Source organism: Nocardioides conyzicola, from assembly GCF_039543825.1.
Classification (GTDB): Bacteria; Actinomycetota; Actinomycetes; order Propionibacteriales; family Nocardioidaceae; genus Nocardioides; species Nocardioides conyzicola.
This window is the reverse complement of record NZ_BAABKM010000002.1, coordinates 738,595-758,139: the sequence shown is the minus strand read 5'-3', so window position 1 is coordinate 758,139 and position 19,545 is coordinate 738,595. Positions and strand designations below refer to the sequence as shown.

The 19,545-nt window shown below is 72.0% G+C and carries 22 protein-coding genes; 15 read left to right on the top strand and 7 right to left on the bottom strand.

Features of this window, described 5'->3' with window-relative positions; genetic code table 11:
- Window positions 1–12 precede the first annotated feature (12 nt).
- Window positions 13–429 carry an ATP-binding protein gene (locus ABEA34_RS06735; RefSeq protein ID WP_345520472.1) on the bottom strand — a complete coding sequence of 139 codons (417 nt, stop codon included), beginning with the start codon at window positions 427–429 and terminating at the stop codon, window positions 13–15.
- Between the two features lie 106 nt (window positions 430–535).
- A complete protein-coding gene (locus tag ABEA34_RS06730; protein WP_345520471.1) occupies window positions 536–1,069 on the bottom strand; it encodes a hypothetical protein in 534 nt (177 codons plus the stop codon).
- A 96-nt stretch (window positions 1,070–1,165) separates the two neighbouring features.
- Here ABEA34_RS06730 and ABEA34_RS06725 point away from each other — a divergent pair, with 96 nt between their 5' ends.
- The 3 genes from ABEA34_RS06725 (at window position 1,166) to ABEA34_RS06715 (ending at window position 4,432) form a co-directional block, all read left to right on the top strand.
- On the top strand, window positions 1,166–1,756 hold the full coding sequence (locus tag ABEA34_RS06725) for an RNA polymerase sigma factor (RefSeq protein WP_345520470.1): 591 nt from the start codon (window positions 1,166–1,168) through the stop codon (window positions 1,754–1,756).
- Between the two features lie 27 nt (window positions 1,757–1,783).
- Entirely contained in the window at window positions 1,784–2,395 is a 612-nt protein-coding gene (locus ABEA34_RS06720) for a hypothetical protein (RefSeq protein ID WP_345520469.1), read from the top strand.
- Window positions 2,396–2,791: 396 nt separating this feature from the next.
- Window positions 2,792–4,432, top strand: coding sequence for an alpha/beta hydrolase (locus tag ABEA34_RS06715; protein ID WP_345520468.1), 1,641 nt, complete (start codon window positions 2,792–2,794; stop codon window positions 4,430–4,432).
- On the opposite strand, the gene ABEA34_RS06710 is transcribed toward ABEA34_RS06715, so the two are convergent.
- On the bottom strand, window positions 4,422–5,876 hold the full coding sequence (locus ABEA34_RS06710; RefSeq protein ID WP_345520467.1) for an MFS transporter: 1,455 nt from the start codon (window positions 5,874–5,876) through the stop codon (window positions 4,422–4,424). The two genes, ABEA34_RS06715 and ABEA34_RS06710, sit on opposite strands and share 11 nt — an antisense overlap.
- Window positions 5,877–5,966: 90 nt before the next feature.
- Here ABEA34_RS06710 and rlmC point away from each other — a divergent pair, with 90 nt between their 5' ends.
- A complete protein-coding gene (rlmC, locus tag ABEA34_RS06705; RefSeq protein WP_345520466.1) occupies window positions 5,967–7,091 on the top strand; it encodes a 23S rRNA (uracil(747)-C(5))-methyltransferase RlmC in 1,125 nt (374 codons plus the stop codon).
- A complete protein-coding gene (locus tag ABEA34_RS06700; protein ID WP_345520465.1) occupies window positions 7,088–7,432 on the top strand; it encodes a TraR/DksA family transcriptional regulator in 345 nt (114 codons plus the stop codon). Before rlmC ends, ABEA34_RS06700 begins: the two co-directional genes overlap by 4 nt.
- Here the strand turns inward: ABEA34_RS06700 and ABEA34_RS06695 are convergent.
- Window positions 7,413–7,745 carry a TfoX/Sxy family protein gene (locus ABEA34_RS06695; RefSeq protein ID WP_345520464.1) on the bottom strand — a complete coding sequence of 111 codons (333 nt, stop codon included), beginning with the start codon at window positions 7,743–7,745 and terminating at the stop codon, window positions 7,413–7,415. The genes ABEA34_RS06700 and ABEA34_RS06695 overlap by 20 nt on opposite strands.
- A gap of 31 nt (window positions 7,746–7,776) precedes the next feature.
- Between ABEA34_RS06695 and ABEA34_RS06690 the strand changes: the two genes are divergently transcribed.
- The 3 genes from ABEA34_RS06690 to ABEA34_RS06680 are packed head-to-tail and all read left to right on the top strand — an operon-like array spanning window position 7,777 to window position 9,805.
- A complete protein-coding gene (locus ABEA34_RS06690) occupies window positions 7,777–8,613 on the top strand; it encodes a methyltransferase domain-containing protein (RefSeq protein ID WP_345520463.1) in 837 nt (278 codons plus the stop codon).
- Between the two features lie 46 nt (window positions 8,614–8,659).
- Window positions 8,660–8,803: a hypothetical protein gene (locus tag ABEA34_RS06685; protein ID WP_345520462.1), complete on the top strand. Its 144-nt coding sequence runs from the start codon at window positions 8,660–8,662 to the stop codon at window positions 8,801–8,803.
- 18 nt (window positions 8,804–8,821) lie between these two features.
- Window positions 8,822–9,805, top strand: a complete 984-nt coding sequence (locus ABEA34_RS06680; protein WP_345520461.1) for an aldo/keto reductase — start codon at window positions 8,822–8,824, stop codon at window positions 9,803–9,805.
- A 2-nt stretch (window positions 9,806–9,807) separates the two neighbouring features.
- Here ABEA34_RS06680 and ABEA34_RS06675 read toward each other — a convergent pair whose 3' ends face one another.
- The gene (locus tag ABEA34_RS06675) at window positions 9,808–9,975 is read right to left on the bottom strand and encodes a hypothetical protein (RefSeq protein ID WP_345520460.1); all 168 of its coding nucleotides are present in this window, start codon (window positions 9,973–9,975) and stop codon (window positions 9,808–9,810) included.
- Window positions 9,976–10,215: 240 nt separating this feature from the next.
- Here ABEA34_RS06675 and ABEA34_RS06670 point away from each other — a divergent pair, with 240 nt between their 5' ends.
- Entirely contained in the window at window positions 10,216–13,341 is a 3,126-nt protein-coding gene (locus ABEA34_RS06670) for a heavy metal translocating P-type ATPase (protein WP_345520459.1), read from the top strand.
- Here ABEA34_RS06670 and ABEA34_RS06665 read toward each other — a convergent pair.
- Window positions 13,338–13,760: an SHOCT domain-containing protein gene (locus tag ABEA34_RS06665; protein WP_345520458.1), complete on the bottom strand. Its 423-nt coding sequence runs from the start codon at window positions 13,758–13,760 to the stop codon at window positions 13,338–13,340. The two genes, ABEA34_RS06670 and ABEA34_RS06665, sit on opposite strands and share 4 nt — an antisense overlap.
- Window positions 13,761–13,791: 31 nt before the next feature.
- Here ABEA34_RS06665 and ABEA34_RS06660 point away from each other — a divergent pair, with 31 nt between their 5' ends.
- Together ABEA34_RS06660 and ABEA34_RS06655 are read left to right on the top strand one after the other, a co-directional pair.
- Window positions 13,792–14,220, top strand: a complete 429-nt coding sequence (locus ABEA34_RS06660; protein ID WP_345520457.1) for a hypothetical protein — start codon at window positions 13,792–13,794, stop codon at window positions 14,218–14,220.
- 14 nt (window positions 14,221–14,234) lie between these two features.
- Complete coding sequence (locus ABEA34_RS06655; protein ID WP_345520456.1) at window positions 14,235–14,624, top strand: DUF2237 family protein; 390 nt, start codon at window positions 14,235–14,237, stop codon at window positions 14,622–14,624.
- 96 nt (window positions 14,625–14,720) lie between these two features.
- On the opposite strand, the gene ABEA34_RS06650 is transcribed toward ABEA34_RS06655, so the two are convergent.
- A complete protein-coding gene (locus ABEA34_RS06650) occupies window positions 14,721–15,350 on the bottom strand; it encodes a maleylpyruvate isomerase N-terminal domain-containing protein (RefSeq protein WP_345520455.1) in 630 nt (209 codons plus the stop codon).
- A 117-nt stretch (window positions 15,351–15,467) separates the two neighbouring features.
- On the opposite strand from ABEA34_RS06650, the gene ABEA34_RS06645 reads away from it, so the two are divergent.
- The 4 genes from ABEA34_RS06645 to ABEA34_RS06630 are packed head-to-tail and all read left to right on the top strand — an operon-like array spanning window position 15,468 to window position 19,530.
- Window positions 15,468–16,445, top strand: a complete 978-nt coding sequence (locus ABEA34_RS06645; protein WP_345520454.1) for a LacI family DNA-binding transcriptional regulator — start codon at window positions 15,468–15,470, stop codon at window positions 16,443–16,445.
- Window positions 16,442–17,725, top strand: a complete 1,284-nt coding sequence (locus tag ABEA34_RS06640) for a sugar ABC transporter substrate-binding protein (RefSeq protein ID WP_345520453.1) — start codon at window positions 16,442–16,444, stop codon at window positions 17,723–17,725. Before ABEA34_RS06645 ends, ABEA34_RS06640 begins: the two co-directional genes overlap by 4 nt.
- A gap of 1 nt (window position 17,726) precedes the next feature.
- Window positions 17,727–18,629: a carbohydrate ABC transporter permease gene (locus ABEA34_RS06635; RefSeq protein WP_345520452.1), complete on the top strand. Its 903-nt coding sequence runs from the start codon at window positions 17,727–17,729 to the stop codon at window positions 18,627–18,629.
- A gap of 4 nt (window positions 18,630–18,633) precedes the next feature.
- Window positions 18,634–19,530, top strand: coding sequence for a carbohydrate ABC transporter permease (locus ABEA34_RS06630; RefSeq protein WP_345520451.1), 897 nt, complete (start codon window positions 18,634–18,636; stop codon window positions 19,528–19,530).
- Window positions 19,531–19,545: the final 15 nt, after the last annotated feature.

The following is a 19,545-nucleotide window of genomic DNA, read 5'->3' as shown; positions in this document are numbered from 1 at the left end:
GGCCCGAAAGGGTCAGGCGATGTCGAGCTCGCACCAGACGGTCTTGCCGTCCGGGCGGGGGAGGACGCCCCAGCGCGAGGCGAGCGCGTCGATGAGGATCAGCCCGCGACCGCGCTCATCGAGCTCCGAGACGCCGGTGTTGGGCCGGGGCACGACGGTGCTGCTGTCGCTGACCTCGAGCCGGATGGCCCGGTCCCGGACGGCGGCATCGAGGTACGCCGAGCCGCGGCCGTGCTCGACAGCGTTGGTGACGAGCTCGGTGGCCAGGAGGACAGCGGTGTCGCTGATGTCCCGGTCGACCTGCGCGGTGTCGAGCAGCTGGCGCAGCTCTCGACGAGCGAGCGACCCGGTCTGCGCCGACGGCTCGAGGGCCATCCGCGTCGACAGTCGCGTCGAGTGGCTCGACGTCGACCCACCGGTGCAGCTCATGATCTCCTCATTTCCGGACCTGATCGGTCTTCGGCTACACAGGGTGTGCCCCGTACAACGGCTCGGAAACTGATGTCCAGCGACGGATCCAAGTTTGTGCGGGAACTCACCCCACCGAGGCAGGCACCGAAGCGGACGGCAGCCCCGAGAGCGGCAGCGAGGGCACCGTGGGCAGGGTCGGGCTGCCGGACGGACCCGCGCCGCGCGGCGACGGCGGTGCGTGCGGCGTCGCCGATCTCGTCGGCGACGATGTCCTGCTCGACGGTGGCGGCGCCGAATCGGACGGCGTCGAGGTCTCGCTCGGACCGGGAGTCGTCGGCTCCGGGGTCCCGGAGGTGCCGGCGGTGTCGGCGGTGGTGGGCGTCGCGGGTGCCGGTGGATGCGTCGGCTCGGGCGCGTCGGGCGACCAGGGTGCCCACGACGCCCCGGTCGCGGACGCGATGCCCAGCGTGGCGAGCACGGCCAGCAGGACCGATGCGACGGCGACCAGCACGGTCCTCCGGCGGGAGGTCGCGGGAGCCGGTGTCGACGCGGCGGCCTCCGCGGCGAGCCGCCGGGTGAGGTCCGGGTCCGACCGGCGCCGCGAGGTGTCCGCGCGGAGGCCGCGACGCAGCTGCCGACGCGATCCCGGACTCCCCATGCCCCGACGATGCCACGCGATTGCGGCAAACGGGTGAGGAGAGGGCCCGAGAGGGGCACAGTTCGACCGGGAGGCCCGCTCGGGAGGGTGCCGTTGATGGTGCGCGCACAGGGAGATGAGCTGGTCGCGCGCGCCCGCGACGGGGACGAGGCGGCCTGGGCCGAGCTGTATGGCGACCACGCGGAGCGCCTCGTGGTCTGGCTGCGCCACCTGCACCACGAGGACCCGGCCTCCGACGCCGAGGACATCGCCGCCGAGGCGTGGCTGACCGCGGCCCGGCGGGTCGCCGACTTCGAGGGCGACCGCCACGACTTCGCCGGGTGGCTCTTCGGGATCGCCCGCAACGTGTCGCGGAGCCGCTACCGCGTGTCCCACGCGCGGCGTACGACGCCGCTGGCCGCCGACCAGCTGGAGGCGGCGTCGGGTGGCACCGGCGATCCGGCGCCGCAGGTCGTCGGCGCGGACCTGGCCCGTCGGCTGGTCGCCACGCTCCCGGAGCGGGAGGCCCAGGTCGTCGCCTGCATCGACGTGGTGGGCCTCGACGTCGCCGCCACCAGCCTGGCGCTGGGCATCAGCGCGACCGCCGTCCGGGTCGCCCACCACCGCGGGCTGCGGCGCCTCCGCAAGCTCGTTGCGGCAGGCGGGACCGCCGTCGATGTAACGATCGGCGGCGTCTCAGGCATGTGAGGGGAAACCGCACTCTCGGGAGGCATCATGTCCAAGCTCTTCGTCTCACCCGCCGGCCGGCTCACGGCCGTCGTTCTCGCCCTCGCACTCTGCCTCGTCGGCTTCCAGGCCGCCGACGCCTCGAGCTCCGGCTCGACCCACCGGGCCACGGCCGCCCCGGTCGCCCAGACCAAGGCCGGGAAGCTCACCTCGCGCGTGGTCGGCGAGACCAGCAAGGGTCGGCAGGTCACCGGCGCGTTCGTGCCGCTGAAGTTCTCGCGGCACGACGGCAAGGTCTTCGTCCGCGGCCTGGTCCAGGGCGTCGTGCACGAGAAGAACGGCTCGACGACCCGGTTCGCCCAGCTCAAGACGCTCCGGGTGAAGTCGATCAACGGCACCCCGGTGCGGGCGGGCGACCGGGCCGCCGCGCTCGCGACCTGCGACATCCTGCACCTGGTGCTGGCGCCGCTCGACCTCGACGTCCTCGGCCTCCAGGTCCACCTCGACCGGGTCGTGCTCAACATCGTGGCGGTCGCCGGCGCCGGCAACCTGCTCGGCAACCTGCTGTGCGCCGTCACGGGTCTGCTCGACGACTTCGGGCTGCTCGCCCAGCTCGTGGCGCTGCTCAACCAGATCCTGGCGCAGCTCGGCCTCGGCTGAGGGGCGCGCGTCGGCTGTAACGCCGGGTTACTGCTTGTTCCCAGGGGGTTGCAACCCCCGCTGAAGAGTCAGTAACCCGGCGTTACAGCTGCGGGTCCGCTCGGGTGGCCACACCAGCCGCTCACCATGGTTGACATCCTGGGGTGCTCGCCGCCGCCGCGGCCATGTGCCGGTGCAGGCGGTCGAAGAAGGTGCCGTGCGCGACGGCCAGCAGCACGCCGAAGTCGGGTTCCACCCCGCCAGCGTAGGGGGCCGCCTCATCTCTCTGCGCCGCACGTTGTTGCACCATATGGGGGTTTACACCGGACGAATCGCCGTGATGTGGTGCCCGAGGTGGACATCGGGGTCCACCCGGCGTCCCCTCGTGGAGGCCGACCACCTGCTCGGAGGAAATACGTGAACCGACGCATCTCGGGCGTCCTCGCTGCGGCCGCCACCCTCGGGCTCGCGCTGGGGCTCGCCGCCACCGGCGTCGCCACCGCGGCCCCGCACCACGCGAAGCCCCACCACGCCAAGCATCACGGGCACCCCGGCTACACCCCGCCGCCGATCGCGTGGGGCGAGTGCCCGACGGCCAGCCTGCGCAACGCGGGCGCGACCTGCGGGATGCTCACCGTCCCGCTCGACTACGCGAAGCCGCGCGGCGAGAAGATCCAGCTCGCGGTCTCGAAGATCGCGCACAAGACCTCCGACGCCGCCGCCCAGGGCCCGATGCTGGTCAACCCCGGCGGTCCCGGAGGCTCCGGGCTCGGGCTGGCCCGGCTCGGGGCGTTCGTGCCGAACGGCGGCGGTGACCCCTACGACTGGATCGGCTTCGACCCGCGCGGCGTCGGCCGCAGCGTGCCGTCGCTGAGCTGCGATCCCGACTACTTCGCCCCCGGGCGCCCGGCGTACGTGCCGGACCACCGCGGGGTCCGTGAGTTCTGGTGGGCCAAGTCCTCGGCGTACGCCGACGACTGCGCCGCCGCCGGCGGCAAGCTCCTGCGCCACACCCACACCACCGACTGGGTGCAGGACATGGACACGATCCGCAAGGCGCTCGGCGCGAAGAAGATCAACTTCTACGGCTTCTCCTACGGCACCTACCTGGCGCAGGTCTACGCGACGAAGTACCCCGACCGGGTGCGCCGCTTCGTGCTCGACGGCGTGGTCAACCCGACCGACGTCTGGTACGACGCCAACCTCGAGCAGGAGAAGCAGTTCGACAAGAACATCAACACCTACTTCGACTGGATCGCCGACAACGACGCGGCGTACGGCCTCGGCACCGACGGTGACGCCGTGCGCGACCTCTACTACGACGTGCTCGACCAGCTGACCGACCACCCGGAGGCCGACTTCGGTGCGGCCGACTGGAACGACGTCTTCGTGGGCGCCGCCTACTACGTCTACGACTGGGACGCCGTCGCGCACGTGCTCGTGGCGGCAGCGGATGGGGACCTCGGTCCGGCCAAGGAGTACTACGGCGACCCGACCGGGCCCGGCTCGGACAACACCTTCGCCAACTACCTCGCGGTGCAGTGCACCGACGCGCCGTGGCCGTCGAAGTGGAAGACCTGGGAGAAGGACGCGTGGCGGATCCACTCGTACGCGCCGTTCCTCGCCTGGAACAACACCTGGTACAACACGCCGTGCCTCGACTGGGCGGCCCCGTCCGCCCGGCCGGTGGACGTGAAGGGCAAGAGCGCGCCGCCGATCCTGCTGATCTCGGAGACCGAGGACTCGGCGACGCCGTACGCCGGCGCGCTGGAGGTGCGCAAGCGCTTCCCGCGCTCGGTGCTGATCGAGGGCGTGGGCGGTACGACGCACGCGGGGTCGCTGTCCGGCGTCGCCTGCACCGACGACAAGATCGCCGCCTACCTGCTCACCGGTGCGCTGCCGACGCGGGTGCGCGGCAACCGTTCCGACGCGCAGTGTGAGCCGGTGCCGCCGCCGGAGGCGACGTCACCGACCGCGACCGCGCGCAGGTCGGCCGCGGCTCAGGACCGGCTCGGCTCGCTCCGGGACCTGATCACGGCGGCCCAGCTCAAGCGGTAGTCGTCGCCACCGCGTCGTCGTGCTCGGCCTCCGCCTGGGGGCCGGGCACGACGTGCGTCACGGCCTTCACGACCGGGACCAGCACGGAGACCACGGCCGCGGCCGTGGAGGTGATCGCGAGCAGCAGGAAGCCGTGGGTGTAGCCGGACTCGGTCGGCACGCCGGTCGGCAGCAGGCTGCTGGTGACCACGGTGGCGATCACGGCCGAGCCGATCGCGCCGCCGACGGTACGGATGTTGGTGTTCATGCCGCTCGCGACGCCGGTCTGGCTCTGCGGGACCGCGGCGACCACGAGGTTGGACATCGCGGCGAACGCGAGGCCGAAGGCCAGTCCGAGGATCGAGGTCTCGATGAGCACCATCCAGAGCTCGCCGTGCGCGAAGGCCATCCCGAAGGTGCCGACCGCAGTCAGTGTGGCGCCGACGACGAGGAGGGCCTTGGAGCCGAAGCGGGCCGCGAGGCGCCCGGCCGCGATGCCACCGATGAAGGTCGCGACGGTCTGGGGCAGCAGCAGCAGCCCGGACTCGCTCACGCTGACGCCGAAGCCGTAGCCCGCGACCTCGGGGGTCTGCAGGAACTGCGGCACGAATGCGAACATCGCGTACATGCCCATGCCGAAGAGCAGGGCGACCAGGTTGACGGTCCACACGGTCGGGATGCGCATCATCTGCATGTCGATGAGCGGCTCCTTGCTGCGCGCCTCGGCGATCACCCAGACCGGCAGCATGACGGCGGCGATCACGAACAGGCCGATGACCTTGCCCGACGACCAGCCCCAGTGGTGGCCCTGGCTGACGCCGACCAGCAGCGCCACCAGCCACACCGACATGAGGAGCGCCGTACCGACGTTGATGCGGCCGGGGGTGCGCTCGGGCGACTCGGGGACCCACACGGCCGCGGCGACGGCGGCGACGATGGTCATCACCATCGGGATCCAGAAGAGCCAGTGGTAGCTCAGCGCGTCGACCAGCGGTCCGGCGATGACCAGGCCGACGCCGCCACCGACGGCCAGCAGCGCGGCGGCCATGCCGATCGCCGAGGCGACCTTCTCGCGGGGGAACTCGTCGCGGATGATGCCGAAGGTCAGCGGCAGCACGCCGCCGCCGATGCCCTGGATGACCCGGGCGGCGATCAGCACGCCGATGGTGCCGGCCACGGCGGCCAGCAGCGAGCCGACGGCCAGCGCGCCGAGCGCGACGACCAGCATCCGCTCCTTGCCGACCTTGTCGCCGACGCGGCCGATGATCGGGGTGAAGATCGAGGCGGACACGAGGTACGCCGTCAGCACCCACGTCACCGTGGCCTGGTCCGTGTGGAGGGCGGCCTGGATGGTGGGCAGCACCGGGTTGACCATGGACTGGAGGAGCGAGAACGACGCGACCCCGACGCACAGCACCAGGAAGGTGAGGCGGTAGTCGGTCCGGCGGGCGAGTGCAGTAGTCATCTCAGCGTCCAACCCCTCGCGGTATCGGTTGATTCCGTCAACCTTCGCGAATCCAGTGTGATCCGTCCCTCCCCGTAGCCTGGGCGCGCCATGTCACTCGACCAGCTCTGCCACCACTTCGACGCCGGACGCTGCCGGTCGTGCAGCTGGCTCGGGCTGCCGTACGGCGTGCAGCTGGTCGACAAGCAGCGCCAGGTGGCCGCGCTCGTGGAGGCGCCCTGGGAGCCGGCGGTCGCGAGCGCGCAGCTCGGCTTCCGCAACAAGGCGAAGATGGTCGTCAGCGGATCGGTGGACGACCCGACGCTCGGCATCCTCAACCCTGCCGGTGGCGGCACCGACCTGCGCGACTGCCCGCTGCACACCGCCGGGATCCGGGCGGCCCTCCCCGTGCTGGCCGACTTCGTGCGGACGGCCGCGCTCACGCCGTACGACGTGCCGGGCAGGCGGGGCGAGCTCAAGCACCTGATCGTCACGGAGTCGCCCGACGGCGAGCTCATGGTCCGCTGCGTGCTGCGCTCCCAGGAGCCGGTGGCGCGGATCCGCAAGCACCTGCCCGCCCTCCGGGCGGCGCTGCCGGCCCTGGTCGTGGCGTCGGTCAACATCCAGCCCGAGCACAAGGCGATCCTCGAGGGCGACCACGAGATCGTGCTGACCGAGCAGGAGACGCTGCGGATGCGGGTCGCCGGGCTGGACCTGCACCTGCGGCCGCAGAGCTTCTTCCAGACCAACACGGCGATGGCGGCCGAGCTCTACCAGCGGGCCCGGGCCTGGACGGCCGACCTCGCACCGGCCTCGGTGTGGGACCTCTACTCCGGCGTCGGCGGCTTCGCCCTGTCGCTCGCGCGGGCTGGCGTGGCGGTGACCGGCATCGAGGTCAGCCGGGAGGCGGTCGCGAGCGCGAACCTGACGGCGGCGGACTCCGGGCTCGCCGACGTGCGCTTCGAGGTCGGCGACGCGACGGCGTACGCGCTCGGCTCCGGCGCCCCTCCGGACCTCGTGGTGGTCAACCCGCCTCGTCGCGGGATCGGGCCGGAGCTCAGCGGCTGGCTGGAGTCGTCCGGCGTGGAGCACGTCCTCTACTCGAGCTGCAACGCCGTCAGCCTGGCCAAGGACCTCGCCGCGATGCCGTCGCTGCGACCGGTGCGCGGGCAGCTGCTGGACATGTTCCCCAACACCGGGCACTACGAGGTGCTCGCCCTGCTGCGGCGCCGATGAGCGCCCGGGACCGGCTGGCCGAGGAGCGGCGACGGACCACGCAACGGCTGGCCGAGCTGCGGGGCGACTACCGCGGCTTCGTCGAGGCGTCCAAGGACACCAACGCCGACGACGAGCACGATCCCGAGGGTGCGACGATCGCCTTCGAGCGGTCGCAGGTGGGCGCCCTGGTGCGCCAGGCCGAGACCCACCTGACCGAGATCGACGCGGCCCTGGGTCGCCTCGACGACGGTACGTACGGCGTCTGCGCGGTCTGCGGGCAGCCGATCCCGGCGGCGCGGCTGGAGGTGCGACCCACGGCCACGACCTGCGTCGGGTGCGCTACTTCGGCGGCAACGTAGCGGCGTAGTCGAGCCCGATCCCGGCCCAGCGCTCCACGTCGGCGTACGTCGCGACGCCGGGCGGGTCGACCCGCAGCCACCCGGTCATCGACCGCTCGCGCATGACGAACGCGTCGGTGTGCGGCTCGGCCAGCAGCTCGTCGGTGCGCTCGGGCGGGACCCGGAGCAGCAGCCCGCCCTCCTTGCTGGCGGCGACGGCCATGTTGCCCTCGACCAGGAAGGCCAGCCCGCCGAACATCTTCCGCTCGCTGACACCCGGCACGCCGGCCGCGATCTCGCGCAGCTGGTCGGCCAGCTTCTCGTCGTACGCCATGGTCCCGATTGTGCCAACCTGGAGCATGAGCATGAGTGAGGTCAGCGGCACGTCGTTCACGCTGGGCACGGCCTTCCGGCCGGGGACCGTGGATGCGGACGCCGTGCACGCCATGGTCAGCGTGCTCGACGCCCAGGATGCCGCGCCGTCGATCGAGCGGCTGCGGGCGTGGGCGCTGGCGGGTGCCGACGTACGCCGGGGCGACACCTGTGTCGACATCGGGAGCGGCACCGGGACGATGACCCGCCGCCTGGCGCGGCTGGCGGGACCGGACGCCCGGGTGCTCGGCATCGAGCCCAACGCGATGCTGCGGCGGGTGGCGGAGGAGCGCTGCGCGTCCCACGGGGTCGAGGTCGAGTTCTGCCAGGGGCTGGCCACCGAGCTCCCCCTGCCCGACGAGAGCGTCGACGTCGTCTGGTGCGAGCGGGTGCTCCAGCACGTGCCCGACGCCCAGGCCGCGGTGGTCGAGATCGCGCGGGTGCTGCGGCCGGGCGGACGCGCGCTGCTGCTCGACTCCGACCACGCCTCGCGGGTGGAGTCGGACATCGACCCGGTTGTCGGCCGCGCGATGCTCGACGCCTTCATGTCCCAGATCGCCAACCCGACGGCTGCGCGGCACCTGCCGCGCCAGGCGATGACCGCCGGGCTGCACGTCGATCCCGACGTCGGCTCGTCGGCGCTGGTCTATCCGCAGGACGTGCTCATGGGCTCGCACATGTCCCGGCTCGCCGCCGACCAGGCGGTGACCGACGGGACCATCACGCCCGCGCAGGCCGAGGAGACACTGCGCACCCAGTCCGCCGCGGCCGATGCGGGCTGGGCCTTCTCGGCGATCACGGTCTTCGGGTTCGTGTGCCGCAAGGACTAGCCGAAGCCCGAGGTATCTGCCGTCGTGTCGCTCGCTCCTGAGCGACATGCAGACTCTCAGCGCAACTCGCCCGGACTGGAGCTCGCTCACCGCCGCCGAGAAGCAGCGCCGGCTCGCCGGGCTCCGCCAGCGCCAGCACCAGCAGGTGGCCCGCGATGCGCGGGTGCTGCTCTTCGTGCGCCACAGCTGACCTGACACACTCGCTGCCATGGAGCAGCGCACCCTGAGCAAGAGCAAGATCTCCGTCGTCGCCCTCGGCACCTGGCAGCTCGGCGCGGACTGGGGTGACGTCTCCGAGGACGACGCCCTCGCGGTCCTGGAGGCGTCGGTCGACGCGGGGGTGACCTTCTTCGACACCGCCGACGTGTACGGCGACGGGCGCAGCGAGCAGGTCATCGGCAAGTTCCTGAAGTCCCACGACGGGATCACGGTCGCCACCAAGATGGGCCGCCGGATGGACCAGGTGCCTGAGAACTACTCCCTCGACAACTTCCGCGCCTGGACCGACCGGTCCCGGCGCAACCTCGGCGTCGACACCCTCGACCTGGTGCAGCTGCACTGCCCGCCGAGCGCGACCGTGGACGCGGACGCGACGTACGACGCCCTGGACACGCTGGTCGACGAGGGGGCGATCGCGGCGTACGGGCTCAGCGTCGAGACCTGCGACCAGGCGCTGTCGGCGATCGCTCGGCCGCACGTGGCCTCGATCCAGATCATCCTCAACGCGTTCCGGCTCAAGCCGCTGGATGAGGTCCTGCCGGCGGCCCAGGAGGCCGGCGTCGCGATCATCGCTCGGGTCCCGCTGGCGTCCGGGCTGCTGTCGGGCAAGTACGACGAGCAGACGACCTTCGCCGCCGACGACCACCGGACCTACAACCGCGACGGCAGCGCGTTCGACGTGGGGGAGACGTTCGCGGGCGTGGACTTCGAGACCGGGGTCCGGGCGGCTCGCGAGTTCTCGGCGCTCATCGACGAGGTCGGCCCGACGGGCCTCACCCCGGCCCAGGTCGCGCTCGCATGGACGTGGCAGCAGCCCGGCGTGACGACCGTGATCCCGGGGGCCCGCAACGCCGAGCAGGCCCGCGCCAACGCGGCGGCCGGCGACGCGGACCCGCTGCCCGCGGCGCTGCTCGACGGCGTCCGCCGCATCTATGACGAGCACTTCCGGGCAGCGGTGCACCACCGCTGGTGAGCTCAGGCCAGCAGCTTGCGCAGCCGCGCCTGCTGCTGGAAGCGGCGCTGCCGGCGGCGCAGGTTGCTGCGGCGGGTGCGGACGGTGCCGTAGTGGTCGACCTCGAGCTCGGCGAGCATGAGGGCGGCGGTGGGGTCGGCGATCGAGATCGAGGCGATCATCGTGGTCATCTCCTTGAGAGGTCGTTGTCGATGACCCCAAGGTGCTCGTCTGAGGCACCCGCCCACATCGGAGGAACTCCCTAGGTTGTCCGGCCGTGCGCGTGGCCGGGGTACCTCAGACCGGCTCGTCGGCATAGCCACGGACGAGTTGGTCGCTCTGAGGGCAGGGGGACAGCCATCTCGCCCGTGGCTATCCGGATCGATCCGACAGGCTTGGGTACCCCCTGGGGGTATGTTACGGTCGGTCGGGTGAGCACCACCCAGACGTTGACCGAGTCGACCCTCGACATCGAGGGGATGACGTGCGCGTCCTGCGTCAACCGGGTGACCAAGGCGCTCACCCGGGTCGACGGCGTCGTCGACGCGTCGGTCAACCTCGCGACCGAGACCGCGGCGGTCACCTACGACCCGCAGGCCGTGGACGCCGCCATGCTGAGCGCCGCCGTCGAGAAGGCGGGGTACGCCGGGACGCTGCGGCAGGCAGCACGGCCCGAGCAGCGGACCGACCCCGCCGCCGAGCTCGACGCGCGCCGCGACACCGAGATCGCGAAGCTGCGCCGTCGGTGGCAGGTCGCGCTGGCGACCGGCCTGGTGTTCATGGCCGTGATGTACCTGCCGCTCCACCTCGACACCATGGACTGGCTGATGCCGCTCCTGCTCGTCGTCGCGACGGTCGTCCAGTTCTGGGCCGGCCAGGACATCTACCGCCAGGCGTGGGCCAACCTCAAGCACGGCGCCACCAGCATGGACACGCTGGTCGCGCTCGGCACCGGCGTGGCCTACGGGTACGGCGCGTTCGTGGTGCTCTGGCCCGGGCTGGCCGAGCGGTGGGGCCTGCCCCTGCACCTCTACTTCGAGAGCGCCCTGATCGTCGTGGCGCTGATCCTGTTGGGCCGCTGGCTGGAGCTGAAGGCCAAGAAGCGCACGGCCTCCTCGCTCCGCGCCCTGGTCGACCTCGCTCCCGCGACGGCACGGGTGCTGCGCGGCGAGGCGGAGGTCGACGTACCTCTCGCCGCGGTCGCCGTCGGTGACCTGGTCCGGGTGCGCCCGGGGGAGAAGCTGCCCGTCGACGGCGTCGTCACGGACGGCCGCTCAGCGGTCGACGAGTCGATGCTGACCGGCGAGAGCGAGCCCGTCGCGAAGACGGTCGGGGCCACGGTCATCGGCGCCACGGTCAACACCACGGGCACCCTCGTCGTCCGCACCACGGCGGTCGGCGCCGACAGCGCGCTCGCGCAGATCGTGCGGCTGGTCGAGGACGCCCAGGCGTCCGCGCCGCCGATGCAGCGCCTGGCCGACCGCGTCTCTGCGTGGTTCGTGCCGGCGGTCCTGGTGGTCGCGCTCGCGACGTTCCTCGCCTGGCTCGCCTTCGGTCCCGACGGTGATCGCCTGACCCTCGCGATCGGTACGACGGTCGCGGTGCTGATCATCGCCTGCCCGTGCGCCCTCGGGCTGGCCACGCCGACCGCGGTGATGGTCGGGACCGGCCGCGCCGCCGAGCTCGGCATCCTGATCGGCGACGGCCTCGCGCTCGAGACCGCGCGCCGGCTGACCGCCGTCGTACTCGACAAGACCGGCACCATCACCCGTGGTCAGCCCGACCTGCACACGATCACCACCGTCGACGGCTGGGCCGGCGACGAGCTGCTGGCCCTGGTCGCCGCGGCCGAGGTCGGCAGCGAGCACCCGGTCGGCGAGGCGGTCGTGCGGGCCGCACACGAGCGCGGGCTGGCGATCCCCCCGGTCACGAGCTTCGACTCCACCCCGGGTCACGGCGTGGTCGCCAGCGTCGCCGGACGCACCGTCGTCGCCGGCAACGCCGCCCACCTCTCGGCGTACGGCGTCACGGCCGACGGGGCCGGGGTCCTGGTCGCCGTCGACGGCGCGTACGCCGGCCGCCTCGAGGTCGCCGACACCGTGAAGCCCACGTCAGCCGCGGCGATCGCGGCCCTCAGGGAGCTCGGCCTCGAGGTCTGGATGGTGACGGGCGACCACGAGGCGACCGCGCGCGCGATCGCGGCCGAGGTCGGCATCGACCACGTGCTGGCCGGCGTACGCCCCGGCGACAAGGCGGACCGGGTCGCCGACCTCCAGGCCGCCGGCCACGTCGTGGCGATGGTCGGCGACGGCGTCAACGACGCCCCGGCGCTCGCCCGCGCCGACCTGGGCATCGCGATCGGCACCGGCACCGACGTCGCGGTGGCCGCCTCCGACGTCACCCTGGTCGGTGGCGACCTCGGTGGCGTCGTGTCGGCGATCGAGCTGTCCCGCCGGACGGTGACCACGATCAAGCAGGGCCTCGTGTGGGCGTTCGCCTACAACGTGCTGCTCATCCCGGTCGCGGCCGGCGCCCTCTACTGGTGGGACGGCCTCCTGCTCGACCCGGTCCTGGCCGGCGCGGCCATGGCGATGAGCTCGGTCAGCGTCGTGACCAACGCGCTCCGGCTGCGTCGGCCGAGCCGGGGGCGCGTCCTCGACGGCGCCTACCTGGCCGGGATCGCGGTGCTCGCGGTCGCGATCGGCGTCGGGTTCACCTGGCTCAGCCGCACCGACCAGGCCGAGCGCGGCATGAACGGTGTGCTGTCCTTCCAGGAGGGCATGGGCATGCCGATGCGGCCGCAGATGAGCGTGATGGAGGAGACCGACATCCCGCCGATGAGCGCCCACGACGCCGGCCTGACGGTCGCGTACGACGTGCCCGCCGTCGTACGTCCCGGAGAGCCGGTCACGATCACGATCGCCGTCCGGGACGCGGACGGGAAGCCGGTCGACGACCTGGTCCGCACCCACCAGGTCTGGATGCACCTGATCGTCACCCGCGCCGACCTGGGCACCTTCGCGCACCTGCACCCCGAGCCGACCGGCGAGGCGGGGGTCTTGGCGGTCGACGCGACGTTCCCGACCGCCGGCACGTACGCGCTCCACACGGAGCTGCGCCAGCAGGGGCAGCTGGCCGACGTCCTGGACGTCCACGAGGTCACGGTCGCCGGGGACCCGCCGCCCGCCGTACCGGTGCCGGCCTCCGACGTCCGCGAGGCGACGGTCGACGGCGTCCGGCTCACGCTCGACGGCGACGCGCGGGTCGGTGAGACCAGCGACTTCACCCTGGGCGTGCCCGACGGCCTGCAGCCCTACCTCGGCGCGGCCGGTCACGTCGTGGTGATGCGCGCCGACGGCAGTGGCTTCCAGCACCGGCACGCGGAGACGTACGACGACCGCGGGCGGCCAGTGCCGGCGCTCCCGGGCACGACGTTCGGGCCCGAGCTCGACCTGCACGTGCGCTTCGACCGGCCGGGCGCCTACCGGCTCTGGGCGCAGGTGCGCCTCGCCGACGGCACGGTGGTGACCGCGCCGTTCGTGGTGCACGCGAGCTAGAGCTTGTCGAGGAACTTCCGCTTGGCCTCGTCGAACTCCTGCGGCGTGAGCATTCCTGCGTCCCGGAGCCGGCCCAGTCGCTCCAGCTCCTCGAGCGGGGTGGGGCTGTGCCCGGCGACCGGAGCCTCGTCGGGTGCCGGCCCGGCCTGCGCCACGAGCCGGCGCAGCGTCCGGGCCATCGGCTTGACCTCGGCTTTCGGGACGCGGGCGAAGATCAGCTTCGCCTCGCCCATGTGGACGGTGAGGTAGCCGGTCCAGAGGCCGACGACGTCCTCGACCTCGGTGATCTGGTGGAAGGGCACGTCGTGGCGCGGGACCGCCTCGTCGCCGATCCGGACGACGAGTCGCTCGTCGGTGAGCTCGAGGTGAGCGGGCATGCCCTGCAGCCGCCCGGTCGCCGTACGGCTCTCCTCGTCCACGCCTGCCAGCCTACGGCTACTGTTGGCATCGATGAGCGAGCCGGACTACTGCGACCTGTGCGACCTTCCGCGGAGCACGTGCATCCACGGCAACCCACCACCGCCGCCCCCGCCGGCAGCGAGCCGGGCGAGCACTCCCCGGGCCACGCCGGTGACCCGCCGCAAGGTGGCCCCCGCCGCCGCTTCTGCCCGCGCCGTACCCCGCAAGTGGACGCCGCCGGACGCCTTCCGGCTCCAGATCCTCGAGGTGCTGCGCGAGCACGGCGGCAGCCTCGAGCAGGACGAGCTCTTCGTCGCCCTCGAGGCGGCGATGGGGGAGCGGCTGACGACCGCCGACCACGACACGACGCCGGAGGGCGAGCTGCGCTGGCGGTACGCCGCCCGCCGGGCCCGCCAGGCGTTGCTCGCCGAAGGCGTGATGACCAAGGGTCAGCCCGGCATCTGGGCGCTCGCGGACTGATCGGCACCTCACCGATGGCAGAGCGCAACGTCCTCGGTGGCGATCTCCAGCCGTGCGGCACCGAGCCGATGACCGGGTTCTACCGCGACGGCTACTGCTCGTGCGGGTCCGAGGACGTGGGGCTGCACGCGGTGTGCGCCGTGGTGACCGAGGACTTCCTGCGCCACCAGCGCACGGTCGGCAACGACCTGTCGACGCCGCGGCCGGAGTACGGCTTCCTCGGCCTCGCCCCGGGCGACCGGTGGTGCGTCGTCGCCTCGCGGTGGCTGGAGGCGTTCGAGGACGGCCTCGCCCCGCCCGTGGTGCTCGCGTCGACGAACGCCCGCGCCCTTGAGATCGTGCCGCTCGCGCACCTCGAGCAGCACTCCGTCGACGTCCCAGGGGACCCCAGCTCGCTGCTCTGAGGGTTGAGTCAGGAGTTTCGACCGTCGAGTCGGGAGTTCTGGCGGACTCGACCGTCACAAGTCCCGACTCGACCGTCACAAGTCCCGACTCGACGGTCAGGGGACGACCGACGACCCCTCCGGCAGCGGCTGGCGGCCGGTGAGCGCGAGCAGTACGTCGGTGCCGAGCCCCTGCTGCAGGGCGCTGGCGCTCGCCAGCGCGAGGGTGTCGGCCAGCGCGTCCGTGGGCGGCTCGAAGGCGAGGCCGGTCGCGCGGGCGATGTCGAGGGAGTGGACCGTGAGCTCGAACGTCCGGGTCGGGAGGTAGTCGCTCACGCGCATCCCGCCGGCGGCGGTGGTGACGACGGCGTCGACGCCCTCGAGCATGTCCAGCGCCAGCTCGGCCTCGTCGCGTGACCGGCGCAGCGTGGCCAGCGGGTCGTCGCCGAGCGCGACCCCGGCCTCGATGCCCCGCTGGTGGACGGAGTCGCGGGCGGCCCCGTGGACGAGCCGGTTGACGACCGAGAAGTAGTCGGCCGCGTCCTCCACCTCGACCACGGCCACCGGCGTGGCCAGGTAGGTCGCGACGGTGACGAACGAGCGCCCGGTGTGCCCGATCAGCGCGCGCAGGTCCCAGTTGCCGAGCCCGGGCTCCGCGTACCTCTCGAGCGGCACCCGCTCGGCGAGGTCGAGGAAGGCTGCCGCCGCGAGCTCGTACGTCGCGCGGCTGTCGTCGAGGCTGGTCATCCTCCGAAGGTAAAGCCTCGGGGGATTTTCGACGTCGAGGTGTGACGCCCGACACGTCCGGGTAGTACGGTCATGTAACCGGTTTCATCCAGGCAACCACTCGGGAGGTGAGCGCCGGTGCGAGCCACCATCCGCGACGTGGCGCGTGAGGCGGGCGTCTCCATCGCCACCGTCTCCCGCGTGATGCGCGACTCCGACGCCGTCCGGCCGGCCACGCGCGACCGGGTCCGGGCCGCGGCGTCGGCCCTCGAGTTCGTGCCCAGCCAGCTCGGCCGCCAGCTCGCCGAGCGCCGGCACGCGGCCAACGGGATCGTCTTCCCGGACCTGTCCGGTCCCTACTACGCCGAGGTGGTGCTCGGCTACGAGTCGGTCGCCGCCGAGCTCGGCCGGTCCGTGCTGATCCTCTCGACCCGTGGCCGTGAGGAGGCGGACGCCGCCGTGCACGCCATGGCCGAGCGCTGCGACGGGCTGGTGATCCTCGGCCGCACCGTCTCCGACGAGAGCGTCGAGCGGCTCGCCGCCCGCGGCGCCCACGTCGTCCTGGTCGCCCGCCCGCCCGTCGGCGGCGTCGACTCCGTCAACGCGGAGAACCACACCAGCGCCCGCGCGCTCACCCAGCACCTCCTGGACCTCGGCGCCCACCGCCTGGTCTTCGTCGGGGATCCCTCGACCTCCCCCGACGTGGCCGAGCGCTTCGCCGGGGTCCAGGAGGTTTCAACGGACGTCGAGCTCCACCACGTCGACGACCTCGACGAGACGGCCGGCGCCCACCTCGTGGGCGACTACCTCAACCGCGCGCTGCCCGACGCCTTCATCTGCGCCAACGACGAGCTCGCCCTCGGCATGCTCGGTCGGCTCCGCGCCGCCGGCGTCGACATCCCGGGGCGTGTGAAGGTCACCGGCTGGGACGACGTGATGGCCGCGCGGTACGCCGGCCTGACGACCGTGCGGCAGCCGATGCGCGACCTCGGCTCCACCGCCGCGCGCCTGCTCGACGAGCTGATCGTCGGCACCCGCAGCACCCCACGACACGAGGTCCTGCCCACGCAGCTCGTGATTCGCACCAGCACCACTCTCGGGAAGGAACACGCATGAAGCGCACCACCATCACCCTGGTCGGCCTCGCCACCGCCGCCAGCCTCGCGTTCACCGCTTGCGGACGCGACGACGACGCCGGAGCAGGAGGCGAGGCGCAGAGCACCGCGATCGCCGACGGCAAGGCGAAGGGCACCATCGAGGTCTGGGCGATGGGCACCGAGGGCGAGAAGCTCGGTGACTTCGTCGAGGAGTTCGAGGACGCCAACCCCGACGCCGACGTGAAGGTCACCGCCGTCCCGTGGGAGGCCGCGCACGACAAGATCTCCAACGCGATCGCCGCGGGCGAGGGACCGGACGTCAGCCTCATCGGCACCACGTGGATGGGCGAGTTCGCCGAGGCCGGTGGGCTGATGCCGACGCCCGAGGGCCTCGTCGACGAGGCGGACTTCTTTCCCGGCGCCTGGCAGTCGACCGAGGTCGGCGGCACGTCGTACGGCGTGCCCTGGTACGTCGAGACGCGCGTCCTCTACTACCGCAGCGACCTCGCCAAGAAGGCCGGGTGGGACCAGGCGCCGACGAGCTGGGACGACCTGAAGCAGTTCGCCGAGGACCTCAAGTCCAAGGGCGGCGCGAAGTACGGCCTCAACCTCCAGCCCGGCCAGACCGGCTCGTGGCAGAGCTACCTGCCCTTCGCCTGGACCGACGGCGCGACGCTGACCAACGACGACGGCACCGAGTACACGATCGACTCGCCCGAGATGGCCGAGGCGCTCGACTACTACACGTCCTACTTCGACGACGGGCTGTCGATGACGCGCACCCTCGACCCGGGCGAGCTCGAGAGCGGCTTCGCCGACGGCAGCATCGGTTCCTTCATCTCCGGTCCCTGGCACGCCGGGCTGGTCGAGGACGCCGGGGTCGACGAGAGTGACTACGCGGTCGCACCGCTGCCCGGCAAGGACGACGGCATGGGCACGTCGTTCGTCGGTGGCGGCGACCTCGCCGTCTTCAAGGACACCGACAACGCCGACGGCGCCTGGAAGTTCGTGCAGTGGCTCTCCGAGCCCGACGTCCAGCAGGAGTTCTACGACGAGGTCGGCGACCTGCCGGCCGTGCAGGCCTCCTGGGACACCGGCGAGCTGTCGACCGACCCGCAGCTGAAGGTCTTCGGCGAGCAGCTCAAGGACGCGCAGTCGCCGCCCTCCGTCCCCACCTGGGAGCAGGTTGCGGCCTCCATCGACGGTCTCGTCGAGCAGGCGTCGCGCGGCGACCTGTCCGGCGAGGACGCCGTGAAGCAGATGCAGTCCGAGGCCAAGTCGATCGGCACCGGGCTCTGAGATGAGCGCCACCGCCGTCCACCAGGACCCCACCCGGCGCGGCCAGGCCGTGGCCGGGTGGATCCTCGCGTCGCCGTTCGTGGTGCTCTTCCTGGTCTTCACTGCCGGCCCGGTGCTCGCGAGCCTCGGGATGAGCTTCACCGACATGCGCAGCACCGACCTGCGGCACCCGTTCTCGGTGGAGTTCGTCGGCCTGGCCAACTACGTCGACCTGGTCCAGGACCCGCTCTTCCGCAAGGTCACCTTCAACACGCTGCTCTACCTGGTGCTCGGCGTGCCGCTGACCATGGGCATCGCGCTCGCGGTGGCCGTCGGCCTCAACGGGCTGAGCCGCTCGCGCGGCTTCTTCCGGGTCGGCTTCTACCTCCCGGTCGTGACGAGCATCGTCGCGGTCTCGGTGGTCTGGAAGTACATCCTCCGCGACCAGGGTGGCCTGCTCAACGCCGCGCTCGGCTGGGTCGGCATCAACGGGCCGGCCTGGCTCGACTCCACGAGCACCGCGCTGCCGTCGCTGGTCGTGATGGCGGCGTGGCGCAACTTCGGCACCCTGATGGTGATCTTCCTGGCCGGGCTGCAGACCGTCCCGCGCGAGCAGGTCGAGGCGGCCGAGGTCGACGGCGCGTCGGGCTGGAGCCGCTTCCGCTACATCACGCTGCCGGCGCTGCGTCCGGTGCTGCTCTTCGGGGCGGTGATCACCGGCATCGGCTACCTCCAGTTCTTCGAGGAGGCCTTCGTGATGACCAAGGGCGGCCCGCTCGACTCGACGAGGTCGGTCACGTTCTTCGCGTTCGACCAGTTCGGCTACGGCAACTACGGGTACGCCGCGGCCGCCAGCTACCTGCTCTTCCTGGCGATCGTGCTCCTCACCTTCTTCCAGTTCCGCGTGCTGCGGACCAAGGACTGATGACATGACCCAGACCCTCGATGCTCCCACGGTCGACCCGGTCGAGCCGGCCCAGCGACCGCCGAAGCAGAAGCGCGGCGCCGACGGCCTGCGCACGCCCGGTTGGCTGTACGTCGTCATGGCCGTCGGCCTGCTCGTCGTCGTCGTGCCGTTCATCTGGATGGTCCTGTCGTCGTTCAAGCCGGAGCCGGAGGTGCGCGCGATCCCGCCGACCTGGTGGCCCCACGACGTCACGACCGAGAACTACGACCAGCTCTTCACGCGGCTCGACTTCCCGACGTACTTCTTGAACTCGGCGATCGTGGCGCTGGCCGTGACGCTGGGCAACGTCGTCTTCTGCTCGATGCTCGGCTACGCCCTGGCCAAGCTGGAGTTCCCCGGCAAGCGGGTGCTCTTCGCGCTGGTGCTCGGGACGCTGATGGTGCCGGGCGTCGTGACGTTCGTGCCGCTCTTCGTGCTGACCACCAACCTCGGGCTGACCAACACCCTGCCCGGGATGATCCTGCCGTTCCTGGCCGGGCCGTTCGGGGTGTTCCTGATGCGGCAGTACGTCCTCGGCCTGCCCGACGAGCTGATCCAGGCCGCCCGCGTCGACGGCGCCGGCGAGCTCACGATCTTCGCGCGGGTGATCATGCCGCTGTGCGGGCCGGCGATCGCCACCCTCGGCGTGCTCACCTTCCTGGCGTCGTGGAACAACTTCCTCTGGCCGCTGGTGGTCGCCACCTCGGAGGACAAGTACACGCTGCCCGTCGCCCTTGCGCTCTACGCCGTCGGCCAGAACGCCACCCAGTACGGCCTGCTGCTCGCCGGCTCGGTCGTCGTGGTCATCCCCGTGCTCGTCGTCTTCCTGCTCCTGCAGCGCTTCATCATGCAGGGCGTCGCCATGACCGGAATCAAGTAACCATCACCCGTCAGG

Coding starts and splice junctions, on each gene's coding strand:
- ABEA34_RS06735 (WP_345520472.1), bottom strand. CDS start 429: ATGAGCTGCACCGGTGGGTCGACGTCGAGCCACTCGACGCGACTGTCG.
- ABEA34_RS06730 (WP_345520471.1), bottom strand. CDS start 1,069: ATGGGGAGTCCGGGATCGCGTCGGCAGCTGCGTCGCGGCCTCCGCGCG.
- ABEA34_RS06725 (WP_345520470.1), top strand. CDS start 1,166: ATGGTGCGCGCACAGGGAGATGAGCTGGTCGCGCGCGCCCGCGACGGG.
- ABEA34_RS06720 (WP_345520469.1), top strand. CDS start 1,784: ATGTCCAAGCTCTTCGTCTCACCCGCCGGCCGGCTCACGGCCGTCGTT.
- ABEA34_RS06710 (WP_345520467.1), bottom strand. CDS start 5,876: ATGACTACTGCACTCGCCCGCCGGACCGACTACCGCCTCACCTTCCTG.
- rlmC (WP_345520466.1), top strand. CDS start 5,967: ATGTCACTCGACCAGCTCTGCCACCACTTCGACGCCGGACGCTGCCGG.
- ABEA34_RS06700 (WP_345520465.1), top strand. CDS start 7,088: ATGAGCGCCCGGGACCGGCTGGCCGAGGAGCGGCGACGGACCACGCAA.
- ABEA34_RS06695 (WP_345520464.1), bottom strand. CDS start 7,745: ATGGCGTACGACGAGAAGCTGGCCGACCAGCTGCGCGAGATCGCGGCC.
- ABEA34_RS06690 (WP_345520463.1), top strand. CDS start 7,777: ATGAGTGAGGTCAGCGGCACGTCGTTCACGCTGGGCACGGCCTTCCGG.
- ABEA34_RS06685 (WP_345520462.1), top strand. CDS start 8,660: ATGCAGACTCTCAGCGCAACTCGCCCGGACTGGAGCTCGCTCACCGCC.
- ABEA34_RS06680 (WP_345520461.1), top strand. CDS start 8,822: ATGGAGCAGCGCACCCTGAGCAAGAGCAAGATCTCCGTCGTCGCCCTC.
- ABEA34_RS06675 (WP_345520460.1), bottom strand. CDS start 9,975: ATGACCACGATGATCGCCTCGATCTCGATCGCCGACCCCACCGCCGCC.
- ABEA34_RS06660 (WP_345520457.1), top strand. CDS start 13,792: ATGAGCGAGCCGGACTACTGCGACCTGTGCGACCTTCCGCGGAGCACG.
- ABEA34_RS06655 (WP_345520456.1), top strand. CDS start 14,235: ATGGCAGAGCGCAACGTCCTCGGTGGCGATCTCCAGCCGTGCGGCACC.
- ABEA34_RS06650 (WP_345520455.1), bottom strand. CDS start 15,350: ATGACCAGCCTCGACGACAGCCGCGCGACGTACGAGCTCGCGGCGGCA.
- ABEA34_RS06640 (WP_345520453.1), top strand. CDS start 16,442: ATGAAGCGCACCACCATCACCCTGGTCGGCCTCGCCACCGCCGCCAGC.
- ABEA34_RS06635 (WP_345520452.1), top strand. CDS start 17,727: ATGAGCGCCACCGCCGTCCACCAGGACCCCACCCGGCGCGGCCAGGCC.
- ABEA34_RS06630 (WP_345520451.1), top strand. CDS start 18,634: ATGACCCAGACCCTCGATGCTCCCACGGTCGACCCGGTCGAGCCGGCC.